The organism is Agromyces humatus (genome assembly GCF_021228295.1).
Taxonomy (GTDB): domain Bacteria; phylum Actinomycetota; class Actinomycetes; order Actinomycetales; family Microbacteriaceae; genus Agromyces; species Agromyces humatus.
The window spans coordinates 523,085-545,241 of sequence record NZ_JAJQPD010000002.1; the positions used below are offsets into that span (position 1 = coordinate 523,085).

At 70.8% G+C, this 22,157-nt stretch carries 19 protein-coding genes; 2 read left to right on the forward strand and 17 right to left on the reverse strand.

Features of this window, described 5'->3' with window-relative positions; all coding sequences use genetic code 11:
- Window positions 1-3: 3 nt before the first annotated feature.
- Genes LSF15_RS05105 through LSF15_RS05130 form a run of 6 tightly spaced genes read right to left on the reverse strand, consistent with a single transcriptional unit; the run spans window position 4 to window position 8,331 of the window.
- The gene (locus LSF15_RS05105; RefSeq protein ID WP_232497431.1) at window positions 4-2,331 is read right to left on the reverse strand and encodes a transglutaminase TgpA family protein; all 2,328 of its coding nucleotides are present in this window, start codon (window positions 2,329-2,331) and stop codon (window positions 4-6) included.
- Window positions 2,321-3,733, reverse strand: coding sequence for a DUF58 domain-containing protein (locus tag LSF15_RS05110; RefSeq protein WP_232497432.1), 1,413 nt, complete (start codon window positions 3,731-3,733; stop codon window positions 2,321-2,323). Before LSF15_RS05110 ends, LSF15_RS05105 begins: the two co-directional genes overlap by 11 nt.
- A 2-nt stretch (window positions 3,734-3,735) precedes the next feature.
- Window positions 3,736-4,761 carry an AAA family ATPase gene (locus LSF15_RS05115; RefSeq protein WP_232497433.1) on the reverse strand — a complete coding sequence of 342 codons (1,026 nt, stop codon included), beginning with the start codon at window positions 4,759-4,761 and terminating at the stop codon, window positions 3,736-3,738.
- Window positions 4,758-5,249 (reverse strand): pantetheine-phosphate adenylyltransferase, encoded by a 492-nt coding sequence (gene coaD / locus LSF15_RS05120; protein WP_232497434.1) that lies wholly within the window; start codon window positions 5,247-5,249, stop codon window positions 4,758-4,760. The genes LSF15_RS05115 and coaD overlap by 4 nt, the downstream gene beginning before the upstream one ends.
- A 50-nt stretch (window positions 5,250-5,299) precedes the next feature.
- Window positions 5,300-7,504, reverse strand: a complete 2,205-nt coding sequence (locus tag LSF15_RS05125; RefSeq protein ID WP_232497435.1) for an ATP-dependent DNA helicase RecG — start codon at window positions 7,502-7,504, stop codon at window positions 5,300-5,302.
- Window positions 7,501-8,331 carry a tetratricopeptide repeat protein gene (locus LSF15_RS05130; protein WP_232497436.1) on the reverse strand — a complete coding sequence of 277 codons (831 nt, stop codon included), beginning with the start codon at window positions 8,329-8,331 and terminating at the stop codon, window positions 7,501-7,503. The genes LSF15_RS05125 and LSF15_RS05130 overlap by 4 nt, the downstream gene beginning before the upstream one ends.
- A 46-nt stretch (window positions 8,332-8,377) precedes the next feature.
- Between LSF15_RS05130 and rsmD the strand changes: the two genes are divergently transcribed.
- Window positions 8,378-8,992, forward strand: a complete 615-nt coding sequence (gene rsmD / locus LSF15_RS05135; RefSeq protein ID WP_232497437.1) for a 16S rRNA (guanine(966)-N(2))-methyltransferase RsmD — start codon at window positions 8,378-8,380, stop codon at window positions 8,990-8,992.
- Here rsmD and thiL read toward each other — a convergent pair.
- Window positions 8,962-9,963, reverse strand: a complete 1,002-nt coding sequence (gene thiL / locus LSF15_RS05140; RefSeq protein ID WP_232497480.1) for a thiamine-phosphate kinase — start codon at window positions 9,961-9,963, stop codon at window positions 8,962-8,964. The genes rsmD and thiL overlap by 31 nt on opposite strands.
- Window positions 9,964-10,013: 50 nt before the next feature.
- Between thiL and LSF15_RS05145 the strand changes: the two genes are divergently transcribed.
- Window positions 10,014-10,532 carry a DUF3515 family protein gene (locus LSF15_RS05145; RefSeq protein WP_232497438.1) on the forward strand — a complete coding sequence of 173 codons (519 nt, stop codon included), beginning with the start codon at window positions 10,014-10,016 and terminating at the stop codon, window positions 10,530-10,532.
- 4 nt (window positions 10,533-10,536) lie between these two features.
- Here LSF15_RS05145 and LSF15_RS05150 read toward each other — a convergent pair whose 3' ends face one another.
- The 10 genes from LSF15_RS05150 to LSF15_RS05195 form a co-directional block, all read right to left on the reverse strand.
- Window positions 10,537-11,628 carry a D-alanine--D-alanine ligase family protein gene (locus LSF15_RS05150; protein ID WP_232497439.1) on the reverse strand — a complete coding sequence of 364 codons (1,092 nt, stop codon included), beginning with the start codon at window positions 11,626-11,628 and terminating at the stop codon, window positions 10,537-10,539.
- The gene (locus LSF15_RS05155) at window positions 11,528-12,667 is read right to left on the reverse strand and encodes an NAD(P)H-dependent glycerol-3-phosphate dehydrogenase (RefSeq protein WP_232497440.1); all 1,140 of its coding nucleotides are present in this window, start codon (window positions 12,665-12,667) and stop codon (window positions 11,528-11,530) included. Before LSF15_RS05155 ends, LSF15_RS05150 begins: the two co-directional genes overlap by 101 nt.
- Window positions 12,657-13,400, reverse strand: coding sequence for a lysophospholipid acyltransferase family protein (locus LSF15_RS05160; protein ID WP_232497441.1), 744 nt, complete (start codon window positions 13,398-13,400; stop codon window positions 12,657-12,659). Before LSF15_RS05160 ends, LSF15_RS05155 begins: the two co-directional genes overlap by 11 nt.
- Before the next feature lie 40 nt (window positions 13,401-13,440).
- Complete coding sequence (gene murA, locus LSF15_RS05165; protein ID WP_232497442.1) at window positions 13,441-14,811, reverse strand: UDP-N-acetylglucosamine 1-carboxyvinyltransferase; 1,371 nt, start codon at window positions 14,809-14,811, stop codon at window positions 13,441-13,443.
- On the reverse strand, window positions 14,808-15,428 hold the full coding sequence (leuD, locus tag LSF15_RS05170) for a 3-isopropylmalate dehydratase small subunit (RefSeq protein ID WP_232497443.1): 621 nt from the start codon (window positions 15,426-15,428) through the stop codon (window positions 14,808-14,810). Before leuD ends, murA begins: the two co-directional genes overlap by 4 nt.
- Window positions 15,429-15,430: 2 nt before the next feature.
- On the reverse strand, window positions 15,431-16,915 hold the full coding sequence (leuC, locus tag LSF15_RS05175) for a 3-isopropylmalate dehydratase large subunit (protein ID WP_232497444.1): 1,485 nt from the start codon (window positions 16,913-16,915) through the stop codon (window positions 15,431-15,433).
- Between the two features lie 120 nt (window positions 16,916-17,035).
- Window positions 17,036-17,563 carry an FHA domain-containing protein gene (locus LSF15_RS19005; protein WP_232497445.1) on the reverse strand — a complete coding sequence of 176 codons (528 nt, stop codon included), beginning with the start codon at window positions 17,561-17,563 and terminating at the stop codon, window positions 17,036-17,038.
- A 9-nt stretch (window positions 17,564-17,572) separates the two neighbouring features.
- Window positions 17,573-19,867, reverse strand: coding sequence for a transglutaminase TgpA family protein (locus LSF15_RS05185; protein WP_232497446.1), 2,295 nt, complete (start codon window positions 19,865-19,867; stop codon window positions 17,573-17,575).
- Entirely contained in the window at window positions 19,864-21,162 is a 1,299-nt protein-coding gene (locus LSF15_RS05190; RefSeq protein WP_232497447.1) for a DUF58 domain-containing protein, read from the reverse strand. The genes LSF15_RS05185 and LSF15_RS05190 overlap by 4 nt, the downstream gene beginning before the upstream one ends.
- Complete coding sequence (locus LSF15_RS05195; RefSeq protein ID WP_232497448.1) at window positions 21,159-22,127, reverse strand: AAA family ATPase; 969 nt, start codon at window positions 22,125-22,127, stop codon at window positions 21,159-21,161. The genes LSF15_RS05190 and LSF15_RS05195 overlap by 4 nt, the downstream gene beginning before the upstream one ends.
- Between the last annotated feature and the right edge of the window lie 30 nt (window positions 22,128-22,157).

The window sequence follows — 22,157 nt, forward strand, 5'->3', positions numbered from 1 at the left end:
ATTCTACGTGCCCGCGGATAGGCGTTCGCTGAACGCGGCCTGTGCGCGATCGACGAGCGAGCGGGGCACGAGTACGGCCCGAACCCGGTCGACCGGTCGCTCGTCGGCGGCGAGCACGGCGCGTGCGGTGTCGAGGGCGTCGATCAGGTCGGTGTCGGGTGCGCCCGCGCGCCCCGCAGGACCGTAGCGTTCCCGTTCGACGGCGTCGCGGAGCGAGATCAGCGCCGTCCTGGCCGCATCGTCGGCGAACCCCTCCCGATCGGCGATGCGCGCGGCAACCGCACGCGGGGTGTCGAAGACCCCCACGTCGACCCCGAGGTCGCGTGCGGTCGCGGTCAGCTCACTCCACGCGGCATCCGCCGGCCGTTCACCCCGCATGATGCGGCGCGAGCGACTCGCACGTTGACCCGCGCGAAGCGCGGCGGGCGCGAGCAGGATCGCGGCGACGAGCAGCGCGATCACGCCGCCGCGCAGCCACCAGCTCTCGGCGAATGCAAGACCGCCGCCGGTGCCGGTCAACCCTCCGCCCGGGTCGACCTCGGCGCGGCCGCTCGCGCTCGGAGCGGCGCTGCCAGGCTGGGGAACCGGCGGACCGGCGCCCTCGCCGGCGCCGGGTCGGGAGTAGTCGGGAACCAGTCCGCGGCCGGGCGTCGGTTCGAACGGCACCCATCCGACGCCCTCGAAGTACAGTTCGGGCCACGCATGAAGGTCGTGCGAGTCGACCTCGATGCGTTGCAGCCCGCCGACGCGTTCCTGCGAAGGGCTCCCCTGCGTGTAGCCGACCGAGATGCGAGCCGGAATCCCCGCTTCGCGTGCCAGCACCGCCATCGTCGACGCGAAGTGCACGCAGTAGCCGGCGCGGCGCTCGAGGAATTGGGCGATGACGTCGAATCCCCCGCCGTCGTAGCCGTCTTCGACGGGCGCCTCGGTCGAATACTCGAAGTCGGGCGAACGAAGGAACGCCTGGATGGCGACCGCGGCGTCGTACGGCGTGGGGGCAGTGCCGGTGACCTGCGCCGCCGTGTCGGAGATGACCTGCGGCAGGTCGTCGGGCAGTGCCAGGAACGGGGCGAGCTCATCGGTCACTCGGCGATCGGCGGCTCGCAACTGCGTGGGGGTCGGGTCGACCTCGAGCCAGGTCGCCTGGTAGCGCTGCCCGGCGGTGTCCGCGTCGATGCCGCGCACCGTGAGCGCACCGTCGTCCCAGAACCACGAGCCACGGAGACCGTCGACCCGTGTCGTCGGGTAGGGCACGGGCAGCCAGGTCGTGCGCACCTCGTCGATGGTCACGTCGATCGGATGCTCATCGGCCCGGACCTCGCTCGAGAGCCCCTCGGGCCGCGGCATCGCGTCGACCGTGTTGTCACCGTCGATCGCGTCGTCGGTCACGCCCCAGGTCGCCCCTTCGAATCGGTCGAGCGTGAGCAGTGTGAAGTAGGGCCGCTCGCCGTCGGGCGAGAAGTAGTGGAAGGCCGGGCTGGGATCGGGCCGGCGCAGGTCGCGACCCAGGTCGATGAACGGACTGACGCCGCGTCCGAAGATGGTGCCCGGGTTCCCCGTGCCGAGCAGCAGGCTCGTCGAGATGCTCGGGGTCGAGGCGGCGAGCACGGCGGCGATGACGAGACCGGTGCCCGCGAGCCCCAGCGTTGCACCGAGCGTCGAGGCGATCGGCACGCGCGCCGGAGAGATCACCGTGGCGGCGTCGTCGCCCTCGTCGACCTCCGTGATACGTGCGCGCCGTCGCACGCGCACGTCGATGCGGAGCAGCAGCAGGTAGGCCGCAGCGGCCAGCACGAGCGTCGGCGCCTCGGCTCCTGCCTCGATGATGAACCCCGGGATGAGGATCGGCACGAGCGCCGGCGCGGCGGCGAGGGCGGGCATGCGCACCGTCTGCACGAGGATGTCGATGCAGACCGCGAGCACGCCCACGCCGAGGGCGAGGGCGAACGAGAGCGCCGGCACTGCGATCGCGGGCACCGATTGCTGCTGGATGGTGCGCTCGGCACCGCCGAGCAGCTGCCCGAACTCGGTGAACGTGCCGGTGGTCGGCGCGATCAGGGCGAAGCTCGTCGTTCCTCCGAACAGCAGGGTCAGCAGCAGCAACAGGATCACGAGCTCGAGCACCGGCACGAGGGACGCCGGAGTCCGGATGGCCCGCAGGCCGGCTCCGCCGAACAGCGTGCCTGCCGCCACGAAGGCGCACATCCACCACCAGCCGCTGCCCGAGATGAGGGGCCCCAACGCCATGGTCGCCACCGCGATCAGGGCGAAGGATGCAGCGGTGAGCGCGAGTCGCTGGCCGCGTGAGAGCGCGATCGGGTCAGGATTCATCGACGTGCCCATCGTGCCCGTTCGAGCGACCGGTACTCGCGGGAGGTCGTGCGGCGGCGGTCGCCGATATCCGACCGGTGCTCGCCGCCGGGCCTGGCCCGCGAACAGCCGATCCCGACCATGCTCCGCCGATCTCGGTCGGCCGCCGCACCCGCACCACGCGCCAGTCGGCCGCTTCGAGCGCATCGACGACACGTGCCGACGTGCTCTCGGTCACGAATGCGACCGCGGGCTCGAACCCCGGTCGAAGGGCGACCAGGTTCGCAGCGTCGTGCTCGTCGGGCTCGACGAGCACCGCGAATCCGGGCATGCGCGCTTCGCGGGCTCGCGCCGGAGCCGACGATCCTCCGGTCGATGCACGCCGTTCAGGAGCGTCGTGCTGCGTCGGCGAGTCGAGGCGGGCGAGATCTTCGAGCATGCCCTGGTCTCCGCCCGGCATGTGGTACTCGCCGTCGTTCGTCGAGGCGATGCCTCCGCGCGCAGGGTCGGCGACCGCGTCGCAACGCACCTGGTACCCCAGGTCGAGCAGGTGCACGCCGATCGAGGCGGCCACCTCGATGCCCAGTTCGAACCCCGCATGCACGTGATCGTCGAACTCGTGCCTCGTGCGCTGGCGCGCCGAGAGCGTCGTGTCGAGCAGGATGCGCGCCTCGGGGTCGCCGCGCTGCTCCTCTTCGCGAACCATCAGCTCGCCGCGCCGTGCGGTGGCCGCCCAGTTCACGCGGCGCAGCGGGTCGCCGTATCGGTACTCCCGGGCGATCAGCTCATCGGAGTTCGGGTGGGTGCGACGCTGCAACCCGTGCAGCACGCCGTCGACGCTCGCCGCGGTGCCGAGCGCGGCGTCGAGCGGCGTCACGCGGGGTGTCACGATGAGCTCGCGGGCACTGCCGACGTCGCGATCGATGCGGGCGAGCGCGAACGGGTCGGTGAGGCCGACCCGCAACGGACCCACGACATACACGCCCCGCCGTGAGACGCGGAGGCGGTACTCGAGGTGCACGGTGTCGTCACCGGACGGCAGCATCCGCTCGAACGGTCCGATGGCGGGCAGCACCGCGTCGGGCGGCGCTGCAAGGCCGTCGGGCACCCGGTCGCGCCAGTGAGCACCGTCGAACGTGCGCTTGGAGCGGTTCTTCACCGCGAGCGCCACCCAGGTCGACGTGCCCGCCGCGATGGTCGCCGGAGTGAAGGTACGGAAGACCGCCAGCCTCGGCGGGCGCAGCGAGACGAACACCGCGGCGATCACCGGCATCGCGATGGCGACGAACGCGAGCAGCAGGATGTCGCGCAGGTCGAACCAGAGCGACACCGCCACGAGCACGGCACCCATGAGCACGAGCGCGCCGCCACGCCTCGTGAGTCGCGGCCAAGCGGCGACTCGGGCGAAGCTGGGGCGCCTCATGATCAGTTCCTTCGAGCGCTGCCGACCGGAACCGGCGTCTCCCCCACGATGCGGCGCACGATGGCGTCGATGAGCGGCCCGCTGTCGCGGTCATGGCTCCCGAGCGCACGGCTCGTGGGAATGAGTCGGTGCGCGAGCACGGGCACGGCGAGCGCATCGACGTCGTCGGGCAGCACGAAGTCCCGGCCGTGCATCGCCGCGTGTGCCTTCGCGGCGCGGATGAGTTGGAGCGTCGCACGGGGGCTCGCCCCGAGGCGCAGCTGGCGGTCGTCGCGCGTGGTGCGCGCGAGTTCGACCGCGTACTCCTTGACCGGTTGCGAGGTGAACACGTGCTGCACGGCGCTGATCATCGCCCGGAGATCGTCGAGCCCGACGACCGCGGTGAGATCGTCGATCGGACTCGAGGTCTCACGGGTCGCGAGCATCGCCAGCTCGTCGGCCGACGAGGGGTAGCCCATCGAGATGCGCGCCATGAACCGGTCGCGCTGGGCCTCGGGCAGCGGGTACGTGCCCTCCATCTCGACGGGATTCTGCGTGGCGACGACCGTGAACGGCGCATCGAGCCGGTAGGTCGTGCCGTCGGCGGTGACCTGGCGCTCCTCCATGCACTCGAGCAGCGCCGACTGCGTCTTCGGGCTGGCGCGGTTGATCTCGTCGCCGATGACGAGGTTCGCGAAGACCGGGCCGCGCTTGAACTCGAACTGCCGGCTCGCCTGGTCGAAGACCGAGACGCCCGTCACGTCGCTGGGCAGCAGGTCGGGGGTGAACTGGATTCGGCTGACGGTGGCGTCGACCGAGCGGGCGAGCGCCTTCGCGAGCATGGTCTTGCCGACGCCGGGAACGTCTTCGATGAGCAGGTGTCCTTCGGCGAGCACCACCGTGAGTGCCGACGTGATCGCCTCGCGCTTGCCGGCGATGACGGCCTCGACGTTCTGCACGATCGCCGCCGCGCGCGAGCCCACGTCGTCGATGCTCAGGGTCGCGACCGCCGTTCCCGGCCCGCCCATGGCTGCGATGGCCTCGCTCATGCGGTCATCGCCGCCTGGAGGTAGTCTCCGACCACCGTCGGCACATAGGGCGCGACGTCGCCGCCGAGCGCGGCGACCTGGCGAACGAGGGAACTCGAGACGTGCGCGTTGGCCGGGTCGGGGAGCAGGAACACCGTCTCGACCCCGGCGAGGTGGCGGTTGACGATCGCCATGGGCGTCTCGTAGGCGACGTCGAGTTGCGAGCGGATGCCCTTGACGAGCACCGATGCACCGACGTCGGTGCAGTAGTCGACGAGCAGGCCCATGCTCCACGACGCGACGACGATGCGCCCCTCGATGCCGGCGTCGGCGATCGAGCGCTCGATGAGCGACACGCGCTGCGCGATCGGCAGCAGCGCGGACTTGTCGGGGTTGTGCACGACGACGACGTGCAACTCGTCATAGAGCCCCGCGGCCCGTGCGATGACATCGATATGGCCGAGCGTGACGGGGTCGAACGATCCTGGGACGACGGCGATCCGCTGCATACGCCCAGCGTAATGCCCGGCAGCCTCCGTTGCCCCACGCGGGCACAGTCTCAGCCCTTGCTCAGGTAGCCGCTCGCCTCGTCGTCGAGGCGCCGGCGCACGGCCGCGGCGAGCGCGGGATGCCCGGCGAGCCGCGGATCGCCCGCGAGGAGCGTCTCGGCGACCTCGCGGGCGTCGGCGATGACGTCGCCGTCGCGCACCACGCGGAGGAGCTTGAGCGAGGACCGCCCGCCCGACTGGTCGGCGCCGAGCACGTCGCCCTCTTGGCGCAGCTCGAGGTCGACCTGCGCCAGTTCGAAGCCGTCGAGCGTCGCCGCCACCGCCTCGACCCGCTGCCGCGCGACCGAACCGGGCACCGCGTTCGTGACGAGCAGGCAGAGCCCGGGCACGCTTCCGCGGCCGATTCGCCCGCGAAGCTGGTGCAGTTGCGACACCCCGAATCGCTCGGCGTCGACGACGACCATGACGCTCGCGTTCGGCACGTCGACGCCGACCTCGATGACCGTCGTCGCGACGAGCACGTCGATCTCGCCGGCGGCGAAGGCGCGCATCGTGCCGTCCTTCTCGTCGGCGCTCATGCGCCCGTGCAACGGCGCCACGCGCGCGTCGGCGAATCGCGGATGCGCCGCGAGCTCGGCGAGCACCGAGGCCACGGATGTCGCGGGCCCCGCGACATCGGCCGGCACCTCGCTCTCGCCGTCGTCTTCGACCACCTTCGGCTCGATGGCGGGGCACACGACGAACCCCTGCCTGCCGAGCACGAGCTCTTCGGCGAGCCGCTCCCAGACGCGCGGCCGCCACCCTGGCCGCTCGGCGAGCGGCACGACGTGGGACTCGATGCCGGCCCGACCCGCCGGCAGCTGGCGGATGGTCGAGACGTCGAGGTCGCCGAACACCGTCATCGCGACGGTTCGCGGGATCGGTGTGGCGGTGAGCACGAGCACGTGCGGCGGCTCGGCGCCCTTCAGGCGCAGCGCCTCGCGCTGCTCGACCCCGAACCGGTGCTGCTCGTCGACGACCACGAGACCGAGGTCGGCGAACGACACCTGGTCGCCGATGAGGGCGTGCGTACCCACGACGATGCGCGACTGGCCGGCGGCGGCACGCAGCAGCGCCTTCTTGCGTTCGGCAGCCGGCAATTGGCCGGTGAGGAGGGTCGGCATGAGTTCGACCGCGAGTTCGGGACCGAGCATGCGGGCGATCGAGCGCAGGTGCTGTGCCGCCAGCACCTCGGTGGGCGCGAGCAGTGCCGACTGGCCACCCGAGTCGGCGACGGCGAGCATGGCACGCAGGGCCACGACGGTCTTGCCCGAGCCGACCTCGCCCTGCACGAGGCGGTTCATCGGCACGGGGTGCCCGAGGTCGTCGGAGATCTGGGCGCCGACGTCGAGCTGGTCGTCGGTGAGCGTGAACGGCATGGCGGCGTCGAACCGCTCGAGGAGGCCTCCGTCGCGGGGGCGACGTGCGACGGCGTGGTGCGCGCGGAGCTCGGCCCGACGCTCGAGGAGCGCCGTCTGCAACACGAACGCCTCGGTGAATCGCAGCGTGCGCCGCGCCGCCTTCCAGTCGGCCTCGCGTTCAGGGCGATGCACCCCCTCGAGCGCATCGCGCTGACCGTGCAGGCCGCGAGCGGCGCGCACCTCGATCGGGATCGGGTCGTCGACGACCCCGAGCCCGTCGAGCAGGAATGCGACGGACTTCGCGATCTGCCAGCTGGCGAGCGTCGAGGTGGCCGGGTAGATCGGGATCGGGGCCTCGACCCACCGCCTGGCGGCGGCATCGTTCGCGTCGGGCTGCACCGATTCGTCGAAGAGCTCGTAGTCGGGGTGCGCCAGCTGGCGCGCGCCCCGGTAGTCGCCGACCTTGCCGGCGAAGATGCCGCGGCGCCCCGGGCGGAGGTCGTGCTCGCGCCACTTCTGGTTGAAGAACGTCAGCGTGAGGATGCCGGTGCCGTCGGAGATCTTGGCCTCGACGATCGAACCACGGCGCTGGCGCATGTCGCGCACCCGGACCTCGAGCACCTCGGCGACGATCGTGACGTTCTCGTCGAGCGGGAGGCTCGCGAGCGCGGTGAGTTCGCCGCGCAATGCGTACCGGCGCGGGTAGTGCGCGAGCAGGTCGCCCACCGTGCGGTGGCCGAAGGCCCGCTCGAACGCCTGGGCGGTGCGCCCGCCGAGCGCGCCCGACAGCTTGGTGTCGAGCGTGTAGCTGCCCGGCACCGCCTCGCCCGGGACATCCGCCTCTCGCGCCGTCATGCCTCGATCGTAGGCTCCGCCGCCGTCAGCGCCTCGATCTCGGCCAGCACGTACCGGTCGTCGGGGCGTGCTGCAGCGAGCTCGCGCTGCATCGCCAGCGCCTCGTCGGTGCGGCCGAGGCTGCGCAGGCACCGCGCCACCGACCATCTCGCGACATGACGCTGCTCGGCGGTGCCGTAGGCGTCGGCGGCTGCGACGGCCTGCTCGAACTGCAGGAGCGCACCGGTGAGCCGCCCCGAGTCGTGCAGGGTCCACCCCAGGTTGTTGTGCAGCGCGACCCCCCAGCGCAGCACTCGGGGGTCGTGTGACCCGTCGAGTACGTCGAACCCCTCGGTGGCCCATTCCTCTTCGTGTCCGGCGTCGTTGAGGGCGAGCATGTGCAGGGCGTCGAGCACGAGGAAGGTCGACCCCGCGAGCGCCGCTTCGCGCACGCCGCGGGTCAGTTCGGGCACGGCGTCGTCGGGCCTGCGATCGGATGCCGCGATGCGGCCCCGTTCGATCGACACGCGCGCCCGCAACTCGGCGGCGTAGGACTCTGGGTCGCCGGGTGCCGATGTCGTCGCGGCGACCGCGTCGAGCACGGCGTGCGCCTCGTCGGTGCGTCGCTGGATGCCGAGCGCGCGGGCGAGCTGGGTCGACAACACGGCGCGCAGGTGCGGGCTGTGGAGGTCATCGTCGGCGGCCTCGCGGAACCGTTCCTCGCTCGCCTTCGGATCGCTGAAATCCCAGAGGCGGTCGATCAGCTGCTGTTCACTCCCCCGGTGCCTGGACGGTTCGGCGGGCAGTGTGTCGGTCGAGCCGGTCTCTTCATCAAACAGTGCGGGCACGCCTCCATCATGGCAGCGGTGAGGCCCCCGTTATGCTTCCGGAAGCATGACGCGCATCATCGCCGGCTTCGCCGGCTCTCTCAGCCTGCAGGTGCCCCGGTCGGGCACCCGCCCCACGAGCGACCGGGTGCGCGAGGCGATCTTCTCGGCGCTCGAGGCGCGCGACGCCATCGACGGCGCGGCGGTGCTCGACCTGTACGCCGGCTCGGGGGCACTCGGCCTCGAAGCCGTGAGCCGGGGTGCCGCCGAGGCCGTGCTCGTCGAACGGGCGAAGGCGGCGGCCGACATCTGCCGGCGCAACGCCGACGCCGTGAAGCGGAGGGCGCACGGCAGCGCGCCCCGTGTGAGCGTAGTGCAGCGTGCCGTCGCGGCCTATCTCGAGGGCACCCGCGGACCGTTCGACCTGGTCTTCATCGATCCGCCGTACGATCTCCCCGAGTCAGCGCTCGCTCACGATCTCGCCCTGCTCGCCCCCTTACTGGCCGATGAGGCCGTCGTCGTGGTCGAACGCAGCTCGCGCTCCGCCGAGCCCGAGTGGCCCGCGGGAATCTCACCCGACCGGCGTCGCGACTACGGCGAGACCGCCCTTTGGTGGGCCGCCGCCGATGCGGCCGACGATGCCGCGGCAGGTCAGCCCGCGCGACCGTCCCACCCGGCGTAGGGGTCCCAGCCCTCGGCGGCCACGGGAGCACCGTCGACGAAGAGCCTGCCGGCATCGTCGACCACGAGGCCGATGGCATCGAACGGTGCGGGGAGGGTGACGTGCGGCGGGAACGTGGCGAGCAGGCCGTGGTCTTCCGCGCCCGCGAGCGCGAGGCGGATGTCGTCGCCGAGGCGAGCGGAGTCGAGGTCGAGACCGACTCCGCTCGCCTCGGCGAGCCGGCGGGCATCGCGGGCGAGCCCGTCGGAGACGTCGAGCATCGCGCTCGCGCCGGCCAGCGCCGCCGCCACACCCGCCGACACCGGCGGGCTCGGGGCGAGTTGCGCCGCGATGAGCTCGGGATGCCGCGCACGAAGGGCCGCGGCCAGTTCGCGATCGGGCTCGCCCGAGGCATCCGTGGCCTCGGCGAACAGCAGGCGGAGCCCACGCGCCGCGTCGCCGCGCACCCCGGCGTGTGCGACCACATCGCCGACCTGCGCACCCGATCGCAGGATCGGGGCGCGACCCTCGAGATCTCCGAACGCGGTCACCGCGATCGTGAGCACCGAGGACGCCGAGAGGTCGCCGCCGACGACGCCGGCCCCGGGTGCGAGGTGGGCGAGCCCTTCTCGCAGGCCGTCGGCGATGCCCTCGAGCACGGCGACCGGCGTCGTAGGCGGTGCGGCGATCGCGACGACGAGCGCCGTCGGACGTGCACCCATCGCGGCGACGTCGGTGAGGTTCGTCGCGGCGGCCTTCCAGCCGAGCTCGAACGGCGTCGACCACGCGAGCCGGAAGTCGGGACCGTGCACCATGAAGTCGGTCGTGACGACGAAACGCCCGTCGACCGCGCGGACGACCGCGGCATCGTCGCCGGCGCCGAGGATGGCGGAGTCACCTGGCGCGAGGCGCGGCAGGATACGAGCGAGCACCGCCGACTCGCCGAGCTCGGCGACGGTCGACGGCTCGACGGATGCGGAGGGCGCGCTCATCGAGTCGGACACCCGCTCAGCGTATGCCAATGCCGGATACGCTGAGGATGATGGAACCCGCAGTCACGCCCGCCCGTCGCCGGCGGCTCACCACCGCCCTCATCGCCCTCGGCATCGTGCTCGCCACCGCGGGCTGCAGCCCGGTGGTACCCATGGACGCCGCTGCCGATGCCGAAAGCGCCGACTGCGCCGCCGTCAGCGTGCGCCTACCCGACATGCTCGCGAGCGGCAGCTCCGCCGAGCAGGCCGAGCGCGAGACGAACGCGCAGGGCACCGGTGCATGGGGATCACCGGCCTCAGTGCTGCTGCGCTGCGGGGTCACGCCCCCCGGGCCCACGACCGATCGCTGCGTGAGCGTCGACGGAGTCGATTGGGTCATCGACGAGTCCGATGCCCCGCGCTTCCGCTTCACGACCTACGGCAGGACGCCCGCAGTCGAGGTGCTCGTCGACAACGAGGTGGTCTCGGGGACGACCGTGATCGCCGAGCTGTCTCCTGCCGTCTCGATCATCCCCGCCACCGGCGAGTGCACGACCACCGGCGCCTCGATCGAGGACGCCATCGGCTGACGAGCTAGCGGCGCCCCGCCGCGTACCCGACCTCGATGAGCTCGGTGATGAGATCGGCGTAGCTCAGCCCCGAGTTCATCCAGCAGGTCGGGAACATCGAGATCGGCGTGAAGCCGGGCATCGTGTTGATCTCGTTGACGACGAAGCCCTCGCCCGTGAGGAACACGTCGACGCGCGCGAGTCCCTGCCCGCCGATCGCCTCGAACGCGCGGCGCGCGATGCGTTGCAGCTCGAAGAGCTCGCCGTCACCGAGGTCGGCCGGGCAGATGAGCTCGACGCCCGCGGCGTCGAGGTACTTCGCGTCGAAGTCGTAGAAGTCCCGGCCGGTCACGACGACCTCGCCCGCGACGCTCACCTGAACGCCCTCGCCGGGTCGGCCCTCGAGCACGCCGCACTCGATCTCGCGACCCACGACCGCCGCCTCGATGAGCACCGTGCGGTCTTCGGCGAACGCGATGTCGAGTGCGTCGTGCAGCGCCGACCAATCGGAGACCTTGGTCACGCCCACCGATGAGCCCGCGCGTGCCGGCTTCACGAACACCGGAAGGCCGAGGCCGTGCACCCGGCGCTTCCACAGCTCGGGGTTCTCGTCGAGGGCGGACCGCGTGAGCGTGACCCATGGCGCGACCTCGATGCCGGCGCCCTCGAGCACCGTCTTCGTGAAGTGCTTGTCCATGCCGACCGCCGAGGCCAGCACACCGTTGCCCACGTACGGCAGCCCGGCGAGCTCGAGCAGGCCCTGGATCGTCCCGTCTTCGCCGAAGCGCCCGTGCAGGATCGGGAACACCACGTCGACGTCTCCGAGCGACCGCTCGCCAGAGCCATCGGTCACCGTCAGCTCACGCGAGGACGCGCTCTCGGGCCATCGCACCCGGGTGCCGTTGTCGACGACTTCGGGCAGGTGCGCGGGATCGAGACCGAAGCGGGCCGGGTCGTCGGACTCGAGCACAGAGGCGCCGTCGCGGGTGATCCCGACGGGGATCACCTCGAAGCGGTCACGGTCGATCGCTCCCAGCACCCCGCCCGCCGTGGCGCAGCTGATCGAATGCTCGCTTGAACGCCCGCCGAACAGCAGAACCACCCTCAGCTTGTCCATCCTTGGTCCTTTCGCCCTGCGGCTCGTCGTCGGTCGTGAGGTGCGGCGCGATGTCCTTCGGGTCGAGGGTGCCCGCGAGCACCTGCCGAACCTGCTCGACGATGGGCATCTCGACGCCCTTCGCCCGCGCGAGCTCGAGGATCGGCCCGACCGACGCGAGCCCCTCGGTGGTCTGCTGCATCTGGTTCACGACATCGTTGAGGTGATAGCCCTGACCGAGCAGCCGCCCGGCGGTGTTGTTGCGTGAGAGCGGCGACTGGCTCGTGGCGATGAGGTCGCCGAGCCCGGCGAGACCCGAGAGCGTCTCGGGGTGCGCACCGAACGCGACGGCGAAGTCGGTCATCTCGACGAGGCCCCTCGTGATGATCGACGCCTTGGTGTTCTCGCCGTAGCCCGCACCGTCGACGATGCCGATCGCCACGGCGATGAGGTTCTTCAGCACGCCGCCGAACTCGGTGCCGATGACGTCGGTGTTCACGAACGAGTGGAAGTACTTGTTGCGGGCGACGGATGCCACGGCCTGGGCGGTCTCGAGGCTCGTCGACGACACGACAGCCGCCGTCGGCTGCTCCTTCGCGATCTCGAGCGCCAGGTTCGGTCCCGAGATGACGGCGATCTGCGACTCGTCGATCTGCAGCACCTCGGCGATGACCTCGCTCATGCGCATGCCGCTCGACTTCTCGACACCCTTCATGAGCGAGATGACGATCGCGTTGGCGTTCAGGTGCGGGGCGAACATCTTGAGGTTGTCGCGCAGCGACTGGCTCGGCACCGACACGTACACCTGCTCGGCGCCGGCCAGGGCGAGGTCGAGTCGGCTCGTCGCGCGAACGCCCAACGGCAGGTTGACCCCGGGGAGGTAGTCGCTATTGCGCTTGGCCTCCTGGATCTCACGTGCGACCTCGGGGCGACGGGCCCACATGACCACGTCGGCGCCACCGTCTGCGAGGATCTTCGCGAACGTCGTGCCCCAGCTTCCGGCACCGAGCACGGCCACGCGCTTGCCCGCGACCTTGCGGGGGTGGGTTCTACTCTTCAAGTCGACCGGTCTCCTTCTGACCGTGAGCGGCCGGGTCCCAGCGCTTGGCGGGCGCCTGCTCGTGGCGGACCTCGGCGAGCAGGGCCGCGATCGCGTCCATGAGTTCGCCGGTGGCCTTCAGCAGGGTCGACTGCTCGAGCGGCTTGCCGCGGTAGGCGCTCAAGTCGAGCGGCTCGCCGATGATGACGTCGATCGTCTTGCGGGGGAACAGGCTGATCTTCTTGCCGTAGCGCGGCATGAGCGCCTGCGTGCCCCAGTGGGCGACCGGAACGATGGGGATGTCGCGTTCGAGGGCGATGCGCACCGCCCCGGTCTTGCCGCGCATCGGCCAGAGATCGGGGTCGCGGGTGAGCGATCCCTCGGGGTACACGACCACCACGCGCCCCTTCTCGACGAGCTCTTCGGCCGCGCGCAGCGCCGCGTGGCTCTTGCTGCCCGCGCGTTCGACCGGGATCTGGCCGGAGGTGCGCAGGAACCACCCGAGCACCGGGTTCTTGAAGAGCGATGCCTTCGCGAGGAACCGGGGGGCACGGCCGAGCTTCCAGGTCGCGGCGCCGATGACGACCGGGTCGATCTCGCTGTAGTGGTTCGGGGCGAGCACGAGGGCGCCGGTCTGCGGCAGGCGTTCGCGATGGTGGAACCGGTACTTGACCGCAAGGTTCAGAATCGGCAGCACCAGCGCGGCGAGCACCCAGAAGAACGATGGGCGGCGGGTCTCGGAACGTGGCCTCATGGAGGCGTTCTGAGACTTGTCGTCGTGTGGCACTCCCCTATTATGCTTCGAGCTCGAAGTCTGCTCCGAGGAGCTCGAGCTTCGTGATGAAGTTCTCGTAGCCGCGCGCGATGATTCCGACGTTCGAGACCGTCGACCGGCCCTCGGCCGTGAGTGCCGCGATGAGGTGGCTGAAGCCACCGCGCAGGTCGGGCACCTCGATGTCGGCGCCCGAGAGCTTCGAGGGCCCCGAGATCACCGCGGAATGCTGGAAGTTGCGCTGCCCGAACCGGCAGGCCCCCGCCCCGAGGCATTCCTTGTGCACGTCGATCGACGCACCCATGTCGACGAGGGCGTCGACGAAGCCGAATCGCTGCTCGTACACCGTCTCGTGCACGATCGAGACGCCGTGCGCCTTCGTGAGCGCGACCACGAGCGGCTGCTGCCAGTCGGTCATGAACCCCGGGTGCACATCGGTCTCGATGATGACGGGCTTCAGTTCGCCGCCGGGATGGAAGAATCGGATGCCGTCCTCCTCGATCTCGAAGGCACCGCCGACCTTGCGGAAGACGTTGAGGAACGTGAGCATCTCGGCCTGGCGGGCTCCGCCGACGAAGATGTCGCCGTCGGTCGCGAGCGCGGCGGCCGCCCAGCTGGCGGCCTCGTTGCGGTCGAAGAGGGCACGGTGCGTGTAGCCGTCGAGCTTGTCGACGCCCTCGATGCGGATGACCCGGTCGGTGTCGACCGTGATGATCGCGCCCATCTTCTGCAGGATGTTGATGAGATCCATGATCTCGGGCTCGATGGCCGCCCCCGAGAGCTCGGTGATGCCGTCGGCGAGCACGGCCGTGAGCAGCACCTGCTCGGTCGCGCCGACGCTCGGGTACGGGAGCGAGACCTTGGCGCCGTGCAGCCCGGTCGGCGCGGACATGCGGATGCCGCTCGGGAGCTTCTCGACGATGGCGCCGAAGTTGCGCAGCACCTCGAGGTGGTAGTCGATCGGGCGGTCGCCGATGCGGCAACCGCCGAGGTCGGGGATGAACGCCTCGCCGAGTCGGTGCAGCAGTGGACCGCAGAACAGGATCGGGATGCGGCTCGAACCCGCGTGCGCGTCGATGTCGGCCATGTGCGCCGTCTCGACGGCTGAAGGATCGAGGATGAGCTCCCCTTCTTCGGCACCCGCGCTGACGGTCACGCCGTGCACCTCGAGCAGGCCGCGCACGATGCGCACGTCGCTGATGTTCGGAACGTCCTTCAGCACGCTCGGGGTGTCGCCGAGGATCGCGGCGACCATCGCCTTGGTGACGAGGTTCTTCGCGCCCTTGAGCTCGATCCGCCCGCGGAGGGGTTTGCCGCCGTTGATCGTGATGCGATCGACGGACAGTCCCACGGCCGAACCGTGCTGCTTCGCGTCATCCACGAGTGTGTTCACAGACTCCCTGATTCTGCCGGCTCCCTGATGGGGAGCGTCTTCGGCCGCCACGCCGCCCGATGCGTCTCGAACTCGGCGATGGCCTCTTCGTCTCGAAGGGTGAGTCCGATGTCGTCCAGACCCTCGAGAAGCCTCCACCGAGTGTAGTCGTCGATGTCGAAGGCGACCGTGAGCGTACCTGTGCTCACCGTTCGTGCAACAAGGTCGACGGTCACAGGTATTCCCGGGTCGGCCTCGACGACCTCCCAGAGCCGCTCGACGTCTTCGTACGCGACCTGCGCCGCGAGCAGGCCCTGCTTGCCCGAGTTGCCCCGGAAGATGTCGCCGAACCGCGAGCTCACGACGACGTCGAAGCCGTAGTCGCGAAGCGCCCACACGGCGTGTTCGCGGCTCGAACCGGTGCCGAAGTCGGGGCCGGCGATGAGGATCTTCGCACCCTGGTGCTCGGGGCGGTTCAAGACGAACTCCGGGTCCTTGCGCCACTCGTGGAAGAGCGCGTCGTCGAACCCGGTCTTCGTGACCCGCTTCAGGAACACGGCGGGGATGATCTGGTCGGTGTCGACGTTCGAACGGCGTAGCGGCACGGCGCCGCCGGTGACGGTGGTGACCTTCTCCATGGTCAGTGCCCCTCCCCTTCGGTGGTCGAGTGTGCCGCCGGGCCCGTATCGAGACCCAGGTCCCAGGGGCTCGACAGCGTGCCGCGGATGGCCGTCGCCGCCGCCACGAGCGGTGAGACGAGGTGCGTGCGACCGCCCTTGCCCTGCCGGCCCTCGAAGTTGCGGTTGCTCGTCGAGGCGCAACGCTCGCCCGGTGCGAGCTGGTCGGGGTTCATTCCGAGGCACATCGAGCAGCCCGCGAAGCGCCACTCGGCGCCGAACTCGGTGATGACCTTGTCGAGCCCCTCGGCCTCGGCCTCGAGGCGCACGCGCGCGGAGCCGGGCACGACCATGACGCGCACGCCCTCGGCCTTCTGCTTGCCCTTGATGATGGAGGCGAACGCGCGAAGGTCTTCGATGCGGCTGTTCGTGCACGAGCCCATGAAGACCGCGTCGACCTTGATGTCCTTGAGTGGGGTGCCCGCGGCGAGGTCCATGTACTCGAGCGCGCGCTCGGCGGCGGCGCGCTCGTGCTGGTCGTCGATCGTCGCCGGGTCGGGCACGGCCTCGGAGAGCGAGACGCCCTGGCCGGGGTTGGTGCCCCAGGTCACGAACGGCTCGAGCGTGTCGGCGTCGATCGACACCTCGGCGTCGAAGCTCGCGCCCTCATCGGTTGCGAGCGTGTTCCAGTGCTCGACCGCGGCGTCCCAGTCGTCGCCCTCGGGCGCGTGCGCGCGGCCCTTCAGGTACGCGTAGGTCGTCTCGTCGGGCGCGACCATGCCGGCGCGCGCCCCCGCCTCGATCGACATGTTGCAGATCGTCATGCGGCCGTCCATCGAGAGGGCGCGGATGGCGCTGCCGCGGTACTCGAGCACGTATCCCTGACCGCCGCCCGTGCCGATCTTCGCGATCACCGCGAGGATGATGTCCTTCGCCGTGACCCCCGGGCGCAGCGTGCCCTCGACGTTGATCGCCATGGTCTTGAACGGCTTGAGCGGCAGGGTCTGCGTGGCGAGCACGTGCTCGACCTCGCTCGTGCCGATGCCGAACGCCATGGCGCCGAACGCGCCGTGGGTCGAGGTGTGCGAGTCGCCGCAGACGACGGTGATGCCCGGCTGGGTGAGCCCCAGCTGCGGGCCGACGACGTGCACGATGCCCTGCTCTTTGTCGCCGAGCGAGTGCAGGCGGATGCCGAACTCCGCGGCGTTCTTACGCAGGGTCTCGATCTGGATGCGGCTCGTGGGGTCGGCGATCGGCTGGTCGATCGCGAGCGTCGGGGTGTTGTGGTCTTCGGTCGCGATCGTGAGATCGGGACGACGCACCGGGCGCCCGGCCATGCGCAGGCCGTCGAAGGCCTGCGGGCTCGTGACCTCGTGCACGAGGTGGAGGTCGATGTAGATCAGGTCGGGGGTGCCGTCTTCGCCCTTCTTCACGAGATGGGCGTCCCACACCTTCTCGGCCAGGGTGCGCGGCCGCGCGGTCGTAGCGCTGTCGATGGGTGCGTTCATGCGTTCGTCTTCCTCAGGTTCTCGGTTCAGCCGACGACGGACTCCGCGACGGGGATGGCCTCAGAGTGAAGCCCCGCCGCGGCGACGAAGCAGAAGTCGTGGCACGCGCACCTCTTCAGGTTACACCGTGCCGATCGAGAGGCGGTCCACGCGCAGGCCGAGCTCGCCGAGGTACAGGGTCGATCCGTCGACCACTTCGGTTGGCGTGCCCGGCGACGACTCGACGAGCGCGCCAGAGGGTGGCTGCACTCGAACACCGTTGGTCGAGTGCAGGTCGATGACCGTCACGACGCCGTTGCGGGCGTCGATGGCGGCGTGGGTCTTGGAGACCGAGCGGGCCGGGTCGACGACCGAGATCGGCCTGGCATCGGCGTGAGCGCCGGCCGCGACCGGGTCGCGCCCGATCACGATCGGCAGGGTCAGCAGCACCTCGAATCCTCCCGGTCCGGTCAGCCGGAACGGGCCGGGCGAAGCGGATGCCGCTGGGGTCGGTGCTGGCGGGCCGGCGGGCACGGGGGTGAAGGTCGGCAGCACCCGCGCGGGCGCGCGGACCGTGCGCTCGGGCTCGGTCGATGTCGGCGGCGTCGCCGGTTCGGGCGCGTTCGGGATGAGCCCCGGAGGGGGGACGATGAAGTCCGGCGCAACCACGCCACCACTCTACCGCCGCGAACGCAGCCGGTATCGGGCGACGATCCTGCGCACGCGACCGACCGCGGCCGAGACCGCGTGGCCCGCGGCATCCGCTTCGGTCCACCGCTTCGCGACCGCCTCATCGCTCACCGACTCACCATCGAAGACATCGCCATCGATCGTCGCCGCCAGCGCTGTCAGGCGCAGGGGCCGGCCCTCATCGGTCGCTGTGCCGACGCCCTGCTCGACGAGCTGGCGATCGAGCTCGTGCGCGGTCTGCAGGCGCGTCGCCTTCGAGGGCGGCTCGAACCCGAGCTCGGCGTACCGGTCGACGAGTTCGTCCCACGCGCCTGCGGCACCGCGATCATTCGGGCCACTGCGTCGCTTCGCGCGACGTCGCCGCTTGGCGAGGGCGACGAACAACAACGGCAGCAGCACGATCGCGGCGGGGATGCCGACGACGACGGCCGTGACCCACACCCACGCCGGGACCTGGAACGGACGATCGCGATCCTCGTCGTCGGTCTCGTCGATCTCGACCGTCGTCAGCAGTTCGTCCTCGACGTGCTCGGATCGCGGGGGCTGTCGCACCTGCGGCTGGGGCTCGGACTTCGGCTTCGGCGTCTGCTCCTGCGGCACGTCGACCTGGTCGGGGGTCGGCCGGAACGAGATCCACCCGACGCCCTCGAACGGCACCTCGACCCACGCCGTGACGTCGGCCCCCAGCACTTCGACCTCGTCGTCACCCTCGGCGATCTCGGGCGCGAACCCCATGACCACCCGTGACGGGTAGCCGAGGTGACGTGCCATCAGGGCCATCGCCGCCGCGTACTGCTCTTCGTCGCCGACCATCTGGGTGCGCGTGAACAGCTCGATGAGGCGGTCGGCGCCGTGCCCGGCGCGCGAGGCGACCGAATCGGAGGCGAGGCCGTGGCTGAGGAATCCGTTGGTCTTCAGCGACCGCTCGATGTTGCGCAGCTGCTCGATGGGGCTCGTCGCCTCGCCCGCGTACTCCTCGGCCTTCGCCGCGACGACGTCGGGCAGGTTCTCGACGGGCGTGAGGTCGAGCGACGCGACCGGGGTGTCGATGAGCTGCTCGGTGTCGGGCTCCCGCTGAACCCGCGCCTCGAGTCGGTACCGGGCGCCCTCGCCGATGCCGCTCGTCAGCACCGCCGTGCCGGCGGCCGCGTTGTACCGCAGGTCTCCCCCACGATCCGCGGTGGTGTCGTCGAGGAGCCGCAGCGAGGACCCGTACCCGACCGTGGGCAGCCAGACGTCACCGTACCCCTCGACCGAGATCTCGACCTCACGTGAGCTGCCGAGGGTCGCGAGGTCTGGCTCGGGCAGCGTCTCGCCGACGATCGCGTAGCCGCCGTCGGCGGCGGATGCCCCGGGGCCGGCCACGCTCCACAGCCGACCGGTGTACGAATCCATCGCGGCGAGCCGCACGGTGTCGCCCGGCTCGAGCCCGGTCGCGGTGAAGAGCGGCTCCTCGGCGAGGTCCTTCGTGTAATTGCGGAACCCGGCGAGCGGGCTCGGGAACTCGAGGGGATCGAACGGCGGCACGATCTCGTCGCGCAGCACGAAGCGCTCGGGCGCGACCGGTGCCACCGCGAATCCGGCCACGGCCCCGATCGCGACGGCCCCCGCGACGACGACTGCCGACCCGCGCAGCTTCTGCGCTCGCAGGCGCTTCGCGCCGTCGCCGCTCGCCTCGACATCGGCGCCGCGGCGCCAGGCGAGCCAGACGAGGGCGATGGTCGCGAACGCGACCCCGCGCACGCCGGCGAGGTACGCCTCGTCGGTGCCGAGCAGGATGCCCGAGAGGTAGAGCAGTACCGGGCCGATGAGCAGCACACTCGAGCGCAGCACCGTGCGGCGCTTCGGCAGCCAGCGGATGACGAGCATCGCGCCGACGATCGAGACGAGCCAGGCGGCGAAGTACGGCACCGCGGCGATGTAGTAGGGCGCCTCGACGGGTGTGCCGATGGTGACGATATCGGCCCAGCCGTACACCGCGCCGAGCGCGAGCCCGGTGAGCGACGCGAGGCTCGGCAGAACGCCGAACAGCGCCAGGTCGGGCATCGTGAACGGCGTGCCGAGCACGAAGTAGACGGCCAGGCCCAGCAGCACGGTCGTCAGGACTCCGAGTCGCAGCAGCGATCCGACTACGGCTGCGGCGGTGCCGATGACGATGCCGGCCACGGCCGCGACGAGGAAGTTGAGGTCGCCGAAGCTCGTCTCGTACCCGGCGATGCCGAGCAGTGAGAGCACCGACAGCACGATGAGGTCGGTGATGACGGTGCGGGGAAGCCGGCTCACGGACGAACCCTCCGCACGAGTCGCTGCAGGTCGGCGAGCGACCCCACGGTGATGACGGTGGTGCCCGCGATGCTCGCGATGCGCGAGGCGGCGCCGGCCTCGACACGGAACGCGAGCATCTGCGTGTCGGGGCCGAACACCGTCTCGACCGATCGGAACTCGGCGAGGGGCACGGCCGAACCGCCCACGACGATGGCGATGCTGGGGGCCGCGAGCCGCTTGGTGCCGTCGCGCACGAACTCCCGCAGCGAGTCGAACGCACCGCTCACCGCCTCGATGCGACTGGTGTCGTCGAGCAGCACGGTCGGCGTCGCGGTACGCAGCTTGCGGCCCTCGGTGACGACGTCGAGGCGTGTTCCGTCTCGGATGACCTGGACGCCGAGCGAGGCGAGCACCGAGACGCCGAGCTCGAACTCGTCGTCGGACGCGTAGTGCGAACGTTCGGTCGACTGGGCCAGCACGAGCTGCGACCGCCGGGTCTCCTCGTACTGGCGCACCATGAGCTGGCCGGTGCGCGCCGACGTGCGCCAGTGCACGTTGCGCAGGGCATCGCCGGGCTCGTACGCGCGCAGCGCATGGAACGAGATGTCGTTGTCGGTGATCGTCTTCGTGACCTCGCCCTCGAGGTCGCGCACGAGCCCCGCAGCCGAGGGCTGGAGCCTCGCGGTGACCGGGTGCACGAAGAGCTCGACGGGATCGGTCCACCGCACGACGCGACGCAGCAGCCCCAGCTGGTCGCCGCGCACCGACGCCGCCGGCCCGGCCACGATCACGGCACGTCGGTTGGTCGGCACCGCGAAGAGCTCTTCGTGCTGCGCGGCCGGTGCGATCGCGGGGATCACGAACTCCGCGAGCCCCGCACCGACCGGCAGTTCGAGCCGCGACGGGATCGACGGCGCGCTGCCGACGTTCTCGACCACGAGCTGCCCGAGCGCCCGTTCGCCGGCCACCACGCGGCTCGGCTGCAGTGCGATGTCGACCCGGTACTGCATGCGACCGAAGACGAACGGCACCGAGACGAGCAGCGCGGCCGCGAGAGTCGCACCCAGGAACGCGAACTCGACCCAGCCGAAGCCCCACGCGAGGGTGAACGATACGACGACGGCCCCCAGCACGAGCCATCCGGTCGTCGAGACGACGCCGGTGACCGGCGCAGACCACCGGGCCACCCGTTTCGCCGTCGCCGCCAGACGGCCGCCGATGGAGCGAGCGGATGCCGCGACCGCTCGCCCGGCGGCACGGAATGCGATGCGCGCCTGCGAGGGGACTCGGGGCGCACGGGTCTCGGCCGTCATGCCGCCCGGTAGGCCGGCGGCGCGACGTCGACGAGCACGCCCGAGACGATGTCTTCCGCGGCGACGCCCGCGAACTCCGACTCGGGGTCGACGATGATGCGGTGCGCGAGCACCGGCACGGCGAGGTCGCGAACGTCGTCGGGGGTCACGTAGGTGCGGCCGTGCGCGATCGCCCACGTCTTCACCGTGCGGGCGAGCGCGAGCGCCCCGCGCATGCTGACGCCGAGCGACGAGTCCTTGTGCGCGCGCGTCGCGGCGACGATGTGGTTGAGGTACGAGAGCACCGCCGCGTCGACGTAGACCTCGGAGGCCAACTGCGCCATCGTCGTCACCGAGCTCGCCGCGATGATCGGTGAGACCTTCGATGCGCGCGCGCGGTTCGCCGAGTCGAGCAGCAGGGTCACGGCGGTGTCGTGGTCGGGGTAGCCGAGCGACGTCTTGATGAGGAAGCGGTCGAGCTGCGCCTCGGGCAGCGAGTAGGTTCCGGCCTGCTCGACGGGGTTCTGCGTCGCGATCACCATGAACGGGCTGCCCACCTCGTAGCTCACGCCGTCGACGGTGACCCGGCCCTCCTCCATGACCTCGAGCAGCGACGACTGCGTCTTCGGGCTCGCGCGGTTGATCTCGTCGGCCAGCACGATCGACGCGAAGATCGGGCCGCGATGGAACTCGAAGTGTCCCTTGCCCTGGTCGTAGATCGTGACGCCGGTGACGTCGGAGGGCAGCAGGTCGGGCGTGAACTGGATGCGCGAGTGCGTGCCGTCGAGGGTGTTGGCGAGCGCCTTCGCGAGCACGGTCTTGCCCGTGCCCGGGAAGTCCTCGAGCAGCACGTGGCCGTCGGAGAGCAGCGCGGTGACGACGAGTTCGATGACCTCGCGCTTGCCGAGGATCGCCTGGTCGATGTTGTCGACGAGCTTCGAGAAGGCGTCCTGGAACCACTGCGCCTGTTCTTGGGTCACTGCCACGTTCGTTGTCTCCTCATGCTGGCGGCGCGA

Excerpts from the sequence above, each read along its gene's own strand:
- LSF15_RS05105 (WP_232497431.1), bottom strand. The coding sequence starts at position 2,331 with ATGAATCCTGACCCGATCGCGCTCTCACGCGGCCAGCGACTCGCGCTC.
- LSF15_RS05110 (WP_232497432.1), bottom strand. The coding sequence starts at position 3,733 with ATGAGGCGCCCCAGCTTCGCCCGAGTCGCCGCTTGGCCGCGACTCACG.
- LSF15_RS05115 (WP_232497433.1), bottom strand. The coding sequence starts at position 4,761 with ATGAGCGAGGCCATCGCAGCCATGGGCGGGCCGGGAACGGCGGTCGCG.
- coaD (WP_232497434.1), bottom strand. The coding sequence starts at position 5,249 with ATGCAGCGGATCGCCGTCGTCCCAGGATCGTTCGACCCCGTCACGCTC.
- LSF15_RS05125 (WP_232497435.1), bottom strand. The coding sequence starts at position 7,504 with ATGACGGCGCGAGAGGCGGATGTCCCGGGCGAGGCGGTGCCGGGCAGC.
- rsmD (WP_232497437.1), top strand. The coding sequence starts at position 8,378 with ATGACGCGCATCATCGCCGGCTTCGCCGGCTCTCTCAGCCTGCAGGTG.
- thiL (WP_232497480.1), bottom strand. The coding sequence starts at position 9,963 with ATGAGCGCGCCCTCCGCATCCGTCGAGCCGTCGACCGTCGCCGAGCTC.
- LSF15_RS05145 (WP_232497438.1), top strand. The coding sequence starts at position 10,014 with ATGGAACCCGCAGTCACGCCCGCCCGTCGCCGGCGGCTCACCACCGCC.
- LSF15_RS05150 (WP_232497439.1), bottom strand. The coding sequence starts at position 11,628 with ATGGACAAGCTGAGGGTGGTTCTGCTGTTCGGCGGGCGTTCAAGCGAG.
- LSF15_RS05160 (WP_232497441.1), bottom strand. The coding sequence starts at position 13,400 with ATGAGGCCACGTTCCGAGACCCGCCGCCCATCGTTCTTCTGGGTGCTC.
- leuD (WP_232497443.1), bottom strand. The coding sequence starts at position 15,428 with ATGGAGAAGGTCACCACCGTCACCGGCGGCGCCGTGCCGCTACGCCGT.
- leuC (WP_232497444.1), bottom strand. The coding sequence starts at position 16,915 with ATGAACGCACCCATCGACAGCGCTACGACCGCGCGGCCGCGCACCCTG.
- LSF15_RS05190 (WP_232497447.1), bottom strand. The coding sequence starts at position 21,162 with ATGACGGCCGAGACCCGTGCGCCCCGAGTCCCCTCGCAGGCGCGCATC.